Source organism: Pseudoalteromonas haloplanktis ATCC 14393 (genome assembly GCF_000238355.1).
GTDB lineage: Bacteria > Pseudomonadota > Gammaproteobacteria > Enterobacterales > Alteromonadaceae > Pseudoalteromonas > Pseudoalteromonas haloplanktis.
Genome location: NZ_AHCA01000006.1, coordinates 211,491 through 225,732 on the forward strand (window position 1 = coordinate 211,491; position 14,242 = coordinate 225,732).

Annotated in this window: 9 protein-coding genes; 2 read left to right on the top strand and 7 right to left on the bottom strand. The window is 40.1% G+C overall.

The features are described 5' to 3' along the window. Window positions 1-7: 7 nt before the first annotated feature. From PHAL_RS23075 to PHAL_RS0113140, 5 genes are read right to left on the bottom strand one after another with little or no spacing between them, the layout of a single operon-like run. Window positions 8-775, bottom strand: coding sequence for a hypothetical protein (locus PHAL_RS23075; RefSeq protein ID WP_016708877.1), 768 nt, complete (start codon window positions 773-775; stop codon window positions 8-10). Continuing rightward, a complete protein-coding gene (locus PHAL_RS0113125; RefSeq protein WP_016708878.1) occupies window positions 762-3,047 on the bottom strand; it encodes a hypothetical protein in 2,286 nt (761 codons plus the stop codon). Before PHAL_RS0113125 ends, PHAL_RS23075 begins: the two co-directional genes overlap by 14 nt. Beyond that, the gene (locus PHAL_RS0113130; protein WP_016708879.1) at window positions 3,034-6,150 is read right to left on the bottom strand and encodes a poly-gamma-glutamate biosynthesis protein PgsC/CapC; all 3,117 of its coding nucleotides are present in this window, start codon (window positions 6,148-6,150) and stop codon (window positions 3,034-3,036) included. Before PHAL_RS0113130 ends, PHAL_RS0113125 begins: the two co-directional genes overlap by 14 nt. Next, window positions 6,150-8,132 (bottom strand): hypothetical protein, encoded by a 1,983-nt coding sequence (locus PHAL_RS23080; RefSeq protein WP_016708880.1) that lies wholly within the window; start codon window positions 8,130-8,132, stop codon window positions 6,150-6,152. The genes PHAL_RS0113130 and PHAL_RS23080 overlap by 1 nt, the downstream gene beginning before the upstream one ends. Window positions 8,133-8,155: 23 nt before the next feature. After that, a complete protein-coding gene (locus tag PHAL_RS0113140) occupies window positions 8,156-10,378 on the bottom strand; it encodes a CapA family protein (RefSeq protein ID WP_232321833.1) in 2,223 nt (740 codons plus the stop codon). A 252-nt stretch (window positions 10,379-10,630) separates the two neighbouring features. On the opposite strand from PHAL_RS0113140, the gene tyrR reads away from it, so the two are divergent. Then, window positions 10,631-12,187, top strand: a complete 1,557-nt coding sequence (gene tyrR / locus PHAL_RS0113145; RefSeq protein WP_016708882.1) for a transcriptional regulator TyrR — start codon at window positions 10,631-10,633, stop codon at window positions 12,185-12,187. A 26-nt stretch (window positions 12,188-12,213) separates the two neighbouring features. Here tyrR and PHAL_RS0113150 read toward each other — a convergent pair whose 3' ends face one another. Continuing rightward, window positions 12,214-12,708 (bottom strand): hypothetical protein, encoded by a 495-nt coding sequence (locus PHAL_RS0113150; protein ID WP_016708883.1) that lies wholly within the window; start codon window positions 12,706-12,708, stop codon window positions 12,214-12,216. 111 nt (window positions 12,709-12,819) lie between these two features. On the opposite strand from PHAL_RS0113150, the gene PHAL_RS0113155 reads away from it, so the two are divergent. After that, window positions 12,820-13,356 (top strand): thioesterase family protein, encoded by a 537-nt coding sequence (locus PHAL_RS0113155; RefSeq protein WP_016708884.1) that lies wholly within the window; start codon window positions 12,820-12,822, stop codon window positions 13,354-13,356. Between the two features lie 45 nt (window positions 13,357-13,401). Here PHAL_RS0113155 and PHAL_RS0113160 read toward each other — a convergent pair whose 3' ends face one another. Beyond that, the gene (locus PHAL_RS0113160) at window positions 13,402-14,055 is read right to left on the bottom strand and encodes an OmpW/AlkL family protein (protein ID WP_016708885.1); all 654 of its coding nucleotides are present in this window, start codon (window positions 14,053-14,055) and stop codon (window positions 13,402-13,404) included. Window positions 14,056-14,242: the final 187 nt, after the last annotated feature.

Here is a 14,242-nt window from a genome sequence, read left to right on the forward strand (position 1 = left end):
AAAGCAATTATAGCGTAATGCATGTTTTAAACTGACTCATTAAATTAGGCTGTTGCATAAGTTGTGTACGCACAGTGCTACTCAACTCAATATGAAAAAACTCACTATTTTTTGGTGCTATTTGGTTTAAAATATTTTTTGTACCGCCAAGCTCGGTGACTTCTAAGGGATATACGCGGCTGGTTAACTGTAATTTTTCTTTTAAACATTGGCTTATGTATTGCAATTTAGCGGTTGCAGGCCGACTCCCTTGGCTAATAATAACATCACTGCTGCGGCCTTGTTTCGTGCGACGCTTTTTTGCATCAAAGCCATGTATTTGATAAATCATGACCTTATCAACAGTACTTGCATAGCTTTCAATAAAGGCATTTGTCACACTGTAGCGGTGTTTGCCAAGATCGCTTTTTTGTCCATCTTGGGCGTTTGTATTTCTGTGTACGGTATTTGCCAAAAAAACCTGACAATCCCCTAATAGGGTAATGGCAATATCATACGTGTGTTTGTCATAAAAACGGTGTGGTGCATAGGCAATACAAGGTTGACCGCTAGGCTGATAATGTATTTCACCGGCTACAAGTAAATTAGTTTTATCTTTAAGTGTTAAAGATGAAACTAAGTCATTATTTTGCCCTAAACTTTTTTGTACATGCAGCCACTGAGTAAGTTGATTTTTTGTGCTTGTATACGCCTCACTAGTGGAAATCTGTTGGGCGTGAGTTTGACCAGTTAACGATACTAAAATAGCAGCGAGTAGTGATTTATAACACATCATCGTTCCACCACCTTATTTTTACTTCTTCATTGCTGTACTCTTCCAATATAGCAATCCACACCGTTTTATTACTGGTAAAAGTGACATTATTTAATGCGCGAATATCGGCATTAATTTGTTGAGTCACCGCAGGGTAAGCAAATAATTGACTATCTTTAGGGTGAATTAAAAACGCTTCACTTAAGTTGCTTGGAAGCAGTTGCAAACGTTTATTAGTAATACTGTATTCGTGGGTTAAACCACCGTGATATTTAGCATTTTGTGTAACATCGATAATAATTTTTTGCTTAGCATTATGGCTATACGTTTTTAAGACAATACTGTGCGGACGAAGTGTTGGATACGTTAATTTTAGCGGCTTGTTGGCAGTAAGCTTATATAATCGTTGCTTTATCCACGGACGTTGCCCTTGCCAGTTTTGATATATCTTTTGCGCACTATTTTCAATATTTGCCAATTGTTCAAAATCAGTCTCTTTTAATGCAACTTCTTTGGCTGCGTGCGCATTTAACTGATAAACCACATTGGCAGTAGTGGTACTTGGGGCACTGGCCGCCATTTGAACTAACTGTGCTTTAGTTTGTTTTTTACTTAACAACGCAAAATGAAAGGGTGTTGGCTCAGTGCTTGGTGCAAAGTATTTTGTAGGGCTATTAACCAGAGCGACATTGGAAATCGGTAATTGTTTAAAAAGCTCTCGAGATTGATAGAAGGTATCTTCAATTAAGATCGCTGGCGGCTCTTGAAACACCCGAATATTGATATAACTGTCTTGCTCAATAAAGGCATAATGGTTATCTGCTTGTTGCTCATACCAGGCTGCAATATCATGGAACTCTAAATTGTCTAAACACACGGAATGACATAGCGTACGCTGATAGTTAAATTGACTACTTCGAGATTTAACCCGTACGAGTAATGGTTGCTTTGTCGTGATTTCTAATGCGCTTGCGCGTTCATTAACACGTAAATAAAACTGATTAGCTTTAGGGACTTTTTCCCGTTGCGTGGAATCTAAAATAACCCGGTCATAGCCCGATATTTCATCGTTATAGGCAACAGTAAAGGTATCGATTGGCTGATTATCTTGGTCAAATACGATCACGCTTGCGTGCCCTCTGCTTGCGGATCTAAGGTCAATATTAATATCGCTATTTGCTTCAATCGTATAGCGTGCGGTTAATGATTCAGTTATTTGATAATAACCGTCTTGTGCTGTGGTCATCGGCAGGTGTGAATTAAAAGACCAATTACTTAATAGTGGGTCACGACTACATATAGTTACTAAACCGCTATCTAAAGGCGCTGTTATAAAGGTTAATGGCTGTGCAGTCTCTTTATAGTTGACTTTTTTAGGCGCAGTAAATTGGCTCGAATCGTACCAAGTAAGGTTTATGTCCCCCGCGGTATTGAGGCTAAAAACAAGTGAATCAGGCTGCTCTAGCGTTATGCTGGCACATAATGTCGCATCGGTATAATAGTCATTTAAATTGAGCTGTTGCTGCGAGAAATCATAGGTCACCACATTATATGGGAGTGTTTCATATAAAATGTCGGCCTTGAAATCAATCCCCGGAATGCCTTGTGGCGCCAGCTTTAGCCAAGAGTAAGTAACTGCGTTATTTATTTCGGTAGTGGAGAGGGCATTAACCCCAACGCTATGATAGGCGCTACTACGCTCCCTGCGTTCTAGTGGTAATTTCAACCAGGCACTGTATTTATCATCACTATTGTTTAAGGTTTTAGCATGCACCCTGACCACCACACCCATTACTTGTGTGTCTTCGGTGATGAGTTTTAATGATATGCTAGCCACCTTGTCTAATTGGTCTTGACTCAGATAAAAGGATTGACCAGAAGAGACTAGTAAAGCTTGGCGATCTTCAATTATTTGCTTTATTTGCAGGTCATTATTATCTGGCGGTGTTAACTTGGACGCATGATGATAGATATGGCTGCTGATAACTTGCTTCTGTTCGTTTAAAAATGTGTATTCAATAGCGTAGTTAATCGGCTTATCTAAACTCGTTGGCTCAGAAAATATTGCGTTTGATAACACGCGAATTGAATGCGTTCTAGAACGAGAGAATGAAAATACCAACGGTTTTTCAGTGCTTAACCATTGAACATTGGAGCGGGTTTCTGTATCTGAACGGCTGGTAATTGGTTCAGCTGATTTTATCCACAGGTAAAAGCTAAAGATGGCAAAGCCTACCCCAAAAACGAGCGCAAGTAAGATGAGTAATTTTAAGAGTCGCTTAATAAATTGCATACGAGCCCTCAATCATCATAGTGTTAAAACGGGTCTGGTCAGTGAGTCGATTGGTGATCGGATTAAAAATCGCCAATAGCTTATCGTGTTGTCGAATTGCTAGCGCATACTCTTGGCGTCCTTCAAACATGATTGTTTGTAATTTACAGCCAGTGAAAGGTTTGCACAGTTGCGCTAAAGCAGTTAAGCGCCGCGAACTGGCGTATTGGTCAATCGCTTTTGTAAAATGGCTCCGTTGTTGTGGACTTAGATCTTGCCAATCGGCTGGAGATAATGTGGTGATATTTATCATCTTAATAGTCGGTAAGGCAGAAATAGCCAGCAACCGCTGTAATAGGCTTTGCTGATTCACTGAAAATTGCTGTTTAAAGTCAGATGCAAGCCACAAGGTTGCTAATTCACTATGGGGAGCAAATAGTTGATAGCCAGATTGTGCAGAAGTGCCAAGTTCCAGTCCTCGTGTTGCGGTTTGACCGCTTACAACTTGGTAATCAACCGCTAAATTTTGCAAGCTATTATTCAGTGTTTGCAACAACGACTGGTGTTCGCTATTTGATTGCGTAAACTCAAAGGCAAGCGCACTGGGTCTGATCCAAGATGGGGCACTGTGGCTGCGGATTTGTAAGTTCATAATTTTTTGGTTTTGGCTAAAGCGCAAATAGCTTTGATGCACCACATTAAATAATGAATCAACATTATTAGGCGATAGCACATTCGCTTTTGGGTGTGCGTAAGGGTGAGCGCCGGCTATCAATAAGTGCTCTGCATTACTGTTGATAAATAATTCAGTGGCAAACTTCAAGGTATTGCTTTCAAAAATTGGCCGAGGAACTTCAATATTAAGTTGGACACATTTATTGAGGCTGATGATATAAAAACCCTGTCCATACTCTAAAGCAGGCCCATTTAAAGTGGGGGCGATGAGTAAAAAACGGCCTTGGGCGTTAGTCAATAATGTGAGTTCATAGCCCATCAGTTTAGCTGTTGCATTGACTTGATTTAATTGGTTTATGATGTCCTGATCAACGGTTTGTTCCGTTATCATGGCTTTCAAGCGGTATAACGGGTGTAATATTTCAAATTCCCATAGTGCGGCTTGATTTATAGTCAATGGTTGATAGCTACCACTGCCTTTGGCGGTGATATGTTGTGAGAATAATGTGACAACTTCACTGAGACTTTGCGCTGATTCGTTAACTGCATTTTTTTCATCATTACTTTGCATCCGAGATACATTTGCTAACAGGGTTGTGTAATTATCACTGTTTAAAAATGCTTCAAAGAGTTGTCCATCAAATGTTGGCGTGGGTAACGAGCTTGAAGTTGCTTGACCAAAAAAAGTGTCTTGGTGACCCAATAATTGTTGGAGCAAACGCTGACTTAAGGAACTTGGTAATTGGTTATAAATCCAATATTGGCTGGCGGCACCTAAGCTGGTTTTTGCTAATAAACGGCTAGTACGGTTATTGACTTCACGTATTTGAAATAACTGTTCGTCTCCCATCGCTTCAATAAAGGCTAAGTAATAAGGGCTTTGCTCATTATTATGAGTTAGCTCTGCGGTGGGGGTTGCGCTGGTGCCAAATACCAAAGCTCGGCTGTTAAAATGTGCAAAAATAAGGCCAGCAGAATCACTGGCTAAACTTTCAGACGTTGGAAATGGTACGGTTACTATAAATTCAGCAGCGGGCTTTCGAGCAATTATAAATAGCCCTCGTTGTGATGTTTTCCGGGCATCACGAATATAAATATAGTGTTCATCATACTGCAATTGAAAGTCGAGCTTTGCTAAACGTTGTGTGTTTAGTTGCACGTTTTCTAGTTCGTTAGGGGCTTTGTTTAGTTCGTAAATTGCTTGCTTAAAATTATTTTTATCTTGGCTTGCTTGATAGCTACTGATGTCAATCTGCGCTTTATCTTTAGTATACAGGTAACTTTTATATTCACTGATCTGTTGGCCAAGCGCACTGACTTTTACTGTGCTTTGTAGTTCTTTAATGTCTGTTGTGACGAACAGTGATGGAATAAACATAATAATAAAGCCGATCACTATAGCCAGCGCGCCGCCAACAATAGAGGTTTGAAAGGTGGCACGTATCACTAATCCAAGGGCACTTTTTTGGTATATTTTTAGCGCGAGCAGAGTCGATAACATATAACCGAATGCAAATGTATCGGTTACTTTTATTTCAGGGTAATAGTGCACTACAAAGTAATTTAAAAATAGCTTATATATAAAGCCGATGTTGAAAAAGAATAGCAGTAATCGCGCCCCCTCAATATTGGCATTACGTAGTCGGGTGAAATTTAATAATGCAGCGCCAATGATCAAAATAATCGCCGTTTCTGCAAATGAGGTGAGTAACTTTGTTGGCTGCATTAGCTGTAACGCTAATAACGCAGGAAGCATAATGCCATTAAACTCCCAGCCATACTTTATATTGGCGCGAGACGCAATAAAAGCAGTGATAACTAAAATAATGTAGGCCTTGGGTGCCGCGATAATTGATGCCGCAACCGCCTCATACATAATCGCAAGATTGGCGATGCTAAAGTTGGTCATTGGCATCAATACAAAGCGAACAAGTAAAAAGGTAATAAGAAGCTGTACTAGTGTTACTTTCATGCCATATTTGAAGCCACCGTTCCACATTACATTAGCGGTCAGGGCAATGATCACTAAGCCTAGAGAATAAAGTTGCGATGAGTAATCAAAGGTTATATCCCAGCCGCTGAGTACATTAGCAATTAAAGGCCAAAATAAGGTGTCCATAATGACGCGTACTAAAATACTGATCAGAATAATGGCAAAAAAACGATCGCGACCAAACATTTCTGCATAGCCGAGTTTTTGCATTAAGTACTTAGCGGTGAATAACATTATCCCGTAGACCACCACAGCCTCAATTAAAATAACTGCGGCCGAAGTTGGACTGACGATGAGTAAAGGGACCAAATAACCCGGTACCACGAGGCCGGTAAGTGGGAAGCCAAAGCGTAAATTCAGCAAACATACAACGGCAATCCCTATCCATACAGTAGTGATAACTGATTGGCCTAAACCACCGCCTGATGGGAATAACTGTAAGATAAAGTCGCCCACTAGTTAGATGGCTCCATCAAGTTACTAGCATAGTATTGCTGTTGTTTACATAAAGAATCACACAGTTGTTTACTATTGGGCATGTGCTCAATGAAAAATCCAATATCGATAAATTCAAATAGAATACCTGATACTTGGAAGGGCTCACCTGAAGCACTTTGTACTTGGCTTGAGTCCACGGTTCTTACATTGAGGATGTAAGTTTTTTCATCTAGCTGAGCTTGTACATAAATGTCACCTTTTTGTAAGGTGATAAACCGCAGTTTACCTTTTGCTGTTTCGGTATCTAAATCGGTAACCAAACACAGTAAATCTAGTGCAGTCATATCAAAAATAGAAAACTGATGCATGGCAGCTAATTTTTCTAAAGATTGATTTATTTGCACTACTTGACCAAATAAATTAAATAATACGGTCGCAGAGCGAATGTTATTAAACACGTGCTCTAAAGTTGTCAGTTTCTGTTCCATTTCAGCGATAGATGTTTTGACCTGTTGGCTTAATGGCTCTTGTAATTTTAATGTCAGTAGCTGTGATATAGCGCTATCACTGGTATTACTTTGTGCTTCATAAATTCGGTAGTGGAACAGCAGCTCACCCACCTGACCGGCAAAAGCATTTACATTACGCTCAAACGCCTGTTGATTAAATTGGTTATCAGGAATGACCGTCATTGCCCAGAAACCTCGCACGTCACCTGCATACATTAAAGGTACAATATATTGTAATTCGCCTTCGCTAAGCTCAGTAAAAAACGGTCTGTTAATGGGGACTACACCAAACTTTTTTAATGCATCAGAATAAGGGGCACGTTTATAATCACGGCGCAATTCTTTAATATCACTGAGTTGGCAATTTACAGCTCGTATTTCTATAAGTCGGTGATCGCCTTCCTTTCGTGCTAAAAAAATCGATTTATTTAAGGCTAGTTGTTGTGTGACCAAACGAATAATGGCATCCCAAGGTGAGCTTTGAGCGATAAATGACTTTGGTAAATAACGGCCAGCCATTTTTTGCTGAATATTACCTATCATGCTAGTGAGCTCGCTGTCCTCGTTTAGCTTTCTCACTAGGATAACCCATAACAAGGTGATGAAAGTAAAAATGGTCATTTGACCGACAGGTAAGAATAACTGTTGGAATACAAGCATAACGTAACCTAATGCAAACCAACATATACTAGCCAAAACTGTAAGCACAAAACTGTAGCTAATCGATAACTTTTGAAATGCAAATAGCATCAGTAAAGCAATGCTCAACAATAACAATGTACTTTGCCATAAGGTGAGGGTAAATACGCTGTTTTGTTTATCAAGCGTGTCTGCAATATAGGCTGTTAACAGCAAATAATTTGTGCTGTGCTGTAGTTTCGGAGCATTTAGTTTTACCCCTAAACCAGCATTGTGTTGGCCGAGAATAATGATCTTGTTTTGCAATTGACTCGCCATCAGATCCATTGTCATTAGCCGAGTTGCAGAAAACTTCGGTAGCGCCGCAGGGGATAGGGCAAAATTAAGCAGTACATTGTTATTGCTATCAATGTGAGGGAATACAGCAGGCCAAATAGCTTGGCATGGGCTGTCTGTCATCGGAGCTAATTCTACGTTATAGCCTGACCAGTCATTAATTGGCGGCAAACAATAGCGATTCTTGGGGTGAGGATAAAAGACCTTAATGGGATTAGTGCTATTGGCGGTATTAGCATTTAATTGTTCATTAGCAAAAACCAACACAGCTTTGGGCTGGTAGCTTAATAATTGTTGCACTAATTGATGGTGCTCGGTGCTGAGGTGATCGCTTTCAATGATCACAATATTACTTTGCTGGCTTTGGCTCAAATTTGCTAAGCGGCTGTAAAAAAAGGCATCTGCAGAATTAAATAATGAAAATGCATTTGTAAGGATTACAATGATAAATAGACAAATAATTAACCAAAAAGTACGTTGTCGCTTGAGTAGAAAAAACTGCTGTTTAAAAGCCACGGTTCACTCCAAAAAGAATACGGTTAATTATAAGTACTGTACGTTAACTTAAGTGTAGCAGTAGACACTGAATTTAAACGTAAAAAATCAAAACCATGGAGTTTTTCTGTACGCCACATAGCCTCAGTTAAGGCTATTTTTTGCTGCCATGAGATCATGGCTAAATCATCTAAAGCTAAACTGGCTTCACCACTACTAGGTGGAAAATGACGAAACGTAACTTTAATGCCTCGCGCTGGTAATTGTTTAGGGCCTAAAGTGAGCTCATCGGATGGTAGCGAAAAGTCATAATTGAATGCGTGCCAGTCGTGGCTTCCAGCAGGCTGAATGTCAATAAGTTGCGTTGAAAACTCGAGACCATCTTCGGCGGTGGTAAAAACGAGTTTAACATCCAGTTTTCCTGCATTGTCAGCATGGCTATAACCAAATAAGCTGAAATCTTTAAATACATCAAGGGAACCGGCATCATTGGGTAATTCCATAGCACGAATGGTTTGTCTAAATGGTAGCAATGATGGGGTATTGTCGAATTGGCTGCGCGAGGAGCATAGCCCTTGTTGTCCTGAACGAGCTTTGTTAATACAGGGAGTAACACTGTCACCACTATGATCCCAACGCACTACTTCTAACTGCTCATCATCATTATCCCAATCTTCAAAGTCACCGAAAATCATTAAATCACGCCCTAGGGTGATATCACTGGCCGTGCCATCACTGATTTCGATTTTAGATAAAAATGCTTTTGTTGATGGCGCAAAGTCACGTAAATCAATAATACTTTGCCCAGCAGAGAGGGTGAGGGTTGTACTGTGTTCTGTGACTGTAGCCTGATCTTTACTAAATAGCACATCAGCATAGCCGTTACGTGGGATCAGAGTAATATTGTTATCAGAAAATTCAGCTAAGCGGCGTGATAAATAATCACTTAAAAAACCATTGATAAACTTAGGTTGATACCCTTCCACATAAATAGGGTACGCAAATGCCCGCGAGGTCATAGGGGTGACATCTTTGTTTATATCCACTAACACCGCAACCCCAAGTAAGGTTTCTAAACGATCTTGATCGAATACAAAATTACCTAGTCCTAAAATAGCCGGTACGTCATTAAACACTGCAAACCCTTGAGCAATATGCGGGTGATGCGCGACTAATAAGTTAGTCTGTTGTTTGGATAGCGCATTAAAGCGACCTTCTATGTACCCACTTGGTTCATAAGTGTATTCATCACCGCCATGCATTTGGGCGATGACATAATCACTGTTATTCGCAGCTTCGCTGAGGTAATTAGCGACTAATGCTGTTTCTGTTAAATCGGCAGCCCCCCCTTTAGTTGCATCACTAACATAACTAATCTGATGCTCTTTACCAGTAATCGAGGTTGCTGAAAATAGCCCTAGCTTTAGAGTACCTACATCCATATATTCAGGTTGATAAGCACTCGCTATCGTTTTACCTGCGCCACTGTGTGCGATCCCAGCACTGGTTACTTCAATTAACGTATCGTCTAAGCCATCTTCTAAAAAGTCGTAAACGTGGTTATTACCTAGCGCAACATAATCTATTCCGATCGCCTTTATCCCTTCAAGCGTCTCTGGTAATGAGAAAAAGCTAAACTCTTTAGTTGGGTGTACTGACTCAGGCGTGCTGGTTATGGGGGTTTCTAAGTTTACCGAGGCGAAATCAGCGGCTTTAAAGAAAGGCGCAACAAATTGCGTTAAGGCTTGCGCATTTTCAGCGGCAGTTGCTGGGCGGATCAGCGCGCCTTCGACATCAGGTATATCGGCTGTCATAGTTGCTAATGAAGGATCTAAAAAGCGACGAGCAAACATGGTATCACCAGCAAAAAGTAAGCTGACAGCATTGCTTGATTTAGGCACCAAGGTGAGCTGTTGAGCCGTGTTATTATTAATAACACTAATAGTCGCTGCGATAGGGAAATAATTGTCATCAGCAATTATTAATCGATGATTACCCATAATTATGGCGGAGTAGTTTATGTTGCCATTCACATCGGTTTGGTATGTTTTACCAGCAAAATTAACGGTTAATGCAGCAACGCCATTGCCTTGTTCATCAACTATTGTAATTTTACCATTGAAGGTTTGCTTTAAATAATCATCACGTTGTAGTGCTTCATTATTTTGTGCTTGTGTATCACCGGAATCATAAGGCTCTTCAACCTTGCAGCCGACGATAATTAAGGCCAATAGAGCAGGAAAAAGGACGCGTATTTTAACTTTCAAATTGGCCTCATTATCAATATGGTTACATTACATACTACATTTTCATTATACTTGTGTTGTGCCAAAATCATATTAGCCAAGTATCTGAGTATTTCTTTTATAATTCATACTAAACTATAGCTACTTTGCAGCAATTTGAGGCTTTTATTGCATAGTTTTTTCATTTGTCCAAAAATCTTTACAATAGACTATCCTCAGTAGTGGAGTTCGCGTATTATTCGCGACATATAGGTTTTCTCTTTTGAGGGTGTAATGCGTTTAGATATCCATTGTGCAGATCGTATTGGTATTGCACAAGAAATACTCAATATTTTAGTGAACTATCAAGTCGATCTTAAAGGTATTGAAGTCGATTCTGTAAACTGTCGTATGTATGTGAGTTTTCCGCCAATAGAATTTGAGCAATTTCAAAAAATCATGCCTTCGATTCGGTTAATTGATGGCGTGCATGATGTACGTACCACAGCATTTTTACCTTCTGAGCGCGAGCATAATGAGCTTAATACGTTATTGCGGGCATTACCTGACGGGGTTATTTCAATTGACGCCAAAGGGTGGGTGAGACTTTGCAATGATGCGGCGTGTAAAGACTTACAGTTGAGTGAGAAAGAAGTTATTGGCTCAAATATTAATAACTTGCTCAAAGGTTTTAACTTTACGCGTTGGTTAGAGAGTAAAGAAGTATTAGGGCAAACAACCCGCGTTGAAGTGGCAGGGGAAGACTTTATAGCTGATATTTTACCGATCGCAGTGCCTCAAGGAAACGACGGAGATGTATTAGCCGGAGCGGTGATCAATATCAAATCGCAAAGTCGTTTAGGTCAGCAAGTGAGTGCGTTTCGCCGCTACGGACAAGAAAGCTTTGCGACAATCCATAACTTTAGTACTGCAATGCGCCGAGTCGTGCGTGAAGCGAGAAAAATGGCACAGCTTGAAGCGCCTATTCTTATCACTGGTGAAACAGGTACAGGTAAAGAGTTATTGGCACGTGCTTGCCATTATGCATCTAACCGTTCAGTAAAGCCTTTTATTGCCTTATCGTGTGCCTCTTTGCCTGATGATGTAGCTGAGTCTGAGTTGTTTGGTTACGCAGGTTATGAAGAAAATGCTGCCCCAAAACGCGGTGTACTTGAACAAGCCGATGGCGGCACCGTATTTTTAGACGAAGTAGGTGAAATGTCTACTCAACTGCAAACGAAGTTACTGCGCTTTTTACAAGACGGTACCTTTCGTAAAGTGGGCGATGAAAACGAAGTAAAAGTAAATGTGCGAATTATTGCTGCTACACAAAAGGATTTGCCAGCAATGGTACAAGAAGGCGTATTTAGAGAAGATCTATATTATCGTATCAATGTACTCACTCTAGAGATCGCTCCTTTACGAGATAGAAAAGCTGATGTTGGCCCATTAGCTGAACATTTCATTCAAAAATATGCTCAGCAAAATGGTCATGCCATTCCTGAGCTATCAGCAGAGTGTTTGTCTTTTCTGCAAGAGTATCCGTGGCCTGGTAATGTGCGCCAGTTAGAGAATGCGATTTATCGGGCAGTTTCTTTATTAGATGATAATGAGCTGCGGGTTGAACATTTACAATTACCTACATTCACTCATGACTTAGGCTATTTGGAATCGGATTTTGAAGGGTCGTTAGATCAAGCCGTAAAGCGCTTTGAGGCAACATTATTACGTAAGCTTTACCCTGCCTATCCAAGTTCTCGGCAGTTAGCTAAACGGTTAGGCTTAAGCCATACTGCCGTGGCGAATAAGCTTCGCGACTATGGCATTAATCGCAAAACGGTAAAAGTTTAACTGCGCGGTTAAATTTAAGACATGGGTTACTGCTTGGTGCCCATGTCTTTGGTAACACCATCAATGGCAATATTATCAATACCGTCACCTTCAGGATTAAATTTAATAACGATACTGATGTTATTGCGGGCGAAAAAGTAGTCTTTATTATCTAGGCTAATCACATAATCTCCTTTTACAGGTTCTTTGAACTGGCGTTTTTCTAACTTGATAGTGTGCTCACCAATGTGCCAAGTAAAACCTTCAAAAAAACCATTATTAAACTCTTGCACCCAGACTTGTTGATCATCTTTAGCGAGGGTTATTGCAATAGAATAAGATTCCGGTAATGCCATTGCATAGGTTTTGCTGCCGATGGTAAATTGTTCGTCAGCTTGTTGCCAATTAAAACCAAATTCAAATGGTTTTTCAGCCCCCGTTGGGTAACTGATTGTGCCTGTGCCGGGGTAGTTAAAGTCAGCCCACGCGCTTTTGCAGCACAGTATTAGCAAAAAACCAAAAGAGAAAATAACTTTGTTCATTATTATTGCTACTTTTTTTATGATTATGAACTGTGAGATTAGAGCAGAATATTCTCCAATGCAATACGCTATGCTACACTCAGTTTATTGTTAACTGGTAAGACCTTTATTGTGAACTTATATTTTCGCCTTTTACTATTGTTTTTTAAAATCAAACGCAACCGTGATTATCAATCACTGTTAGACACAGTTGATATTGAATATAAAGCGCTACCGAGTGATTGTGATATTAATTTGCACCTGACCAATTCCCGTTACTTGGCGATGATGGATTTAGCGCGCACTTGGATGACTGAGCGTGTTGGTTTACTCAGCACAATTATGAAAAAGCGCTGGTTTCCTATTGTGAACGCCACGGCGATTACCTATATTCGCGATATTAAGCCCATGCAGCGTTACACGATTAGTACTCGTTTGGTTGGCTGGGACCATAAATACTTTTATATCGAGCAAAAATTTCACTCAGCGCGCGGCCTACATGCGATTGCGTATGTGAGAGGGGTATTTAAACGTAAGCGTGGTGTGGTGAGCATAGAAGAAATGTTAGAGGCCGCTAACTTTGATGGCGTTGCGCCAATTTTGCCACCAGAGGTAATGCACTGGAAAGAAATGTTAGAGCAGAAAAAAATAACAAATCTTCCCAGCTAAGGTGGGTTTGACATAAAAGGCCTCTGAGCCTTTTATGTTAACGACTTAAAAAGCGTATTTTATCCCTAACATGGCAACCACGGGGTCAATTTTCACGGTTGATGTTAATGCTTTTACTCCATCAGCGTATACCGCAGCATCGCTTTCAATATCGATCACTGAAACCATTGCATGGACTCCCCAGTTTTCATTCATCATATAGTTAAAGCCAGCCTGCGCTGCAAAACCGAATGAATCATCCAATTTAACTTCTACGTCATTAGTGCCTAATGTTGCTTTGAGTGCATCTGTTGGTTGCTCATCAAAAAATACAGTATAGTTTATACCTACACCAACAAATGGACGAAATGCATCGCTGCTATCGAAAAAGTGATATTGGGCAAATAGTGTAGGGGGTAACTGTTTGATATCTGCTATCTTGTTACCTGCTAAACCACCGGTACCATTAACATTATGGTCAAATGGTGTTGCTGCAACCAGTTCAAGCACCCAGTTGTCATCAAAAGCATAATCAATGGTTATACCAAGCTGTGTATCAGCACCGCCTTTTAAGCCAAGCGTAGGTGCTTCATTTATTGCTGAACTACTGTTGTCAGGGTCAACACTTATAGCACCTACATTTACGCTAAAGTTTGCACTGGCAAAAGGAGAAGCGATTAAAAGTGAAGTAAATAACGCTGCGCTAAGTTGTTTTTTCATGCTGTTCTCCGGGAACTCTATTTTTTGAATTGACGCTATTATCAATGAATCTCAAAACAAAAAGATGTTCTAGATCAAGCTTTATAAAGCTGTAAAACAGTGTTATTTAATAGTTTGATTTAGATTAAAGTTTTACTCGGTTGTACTTAAAAAGTATTGACGCGTATTTGTTCATCAATAACTCATG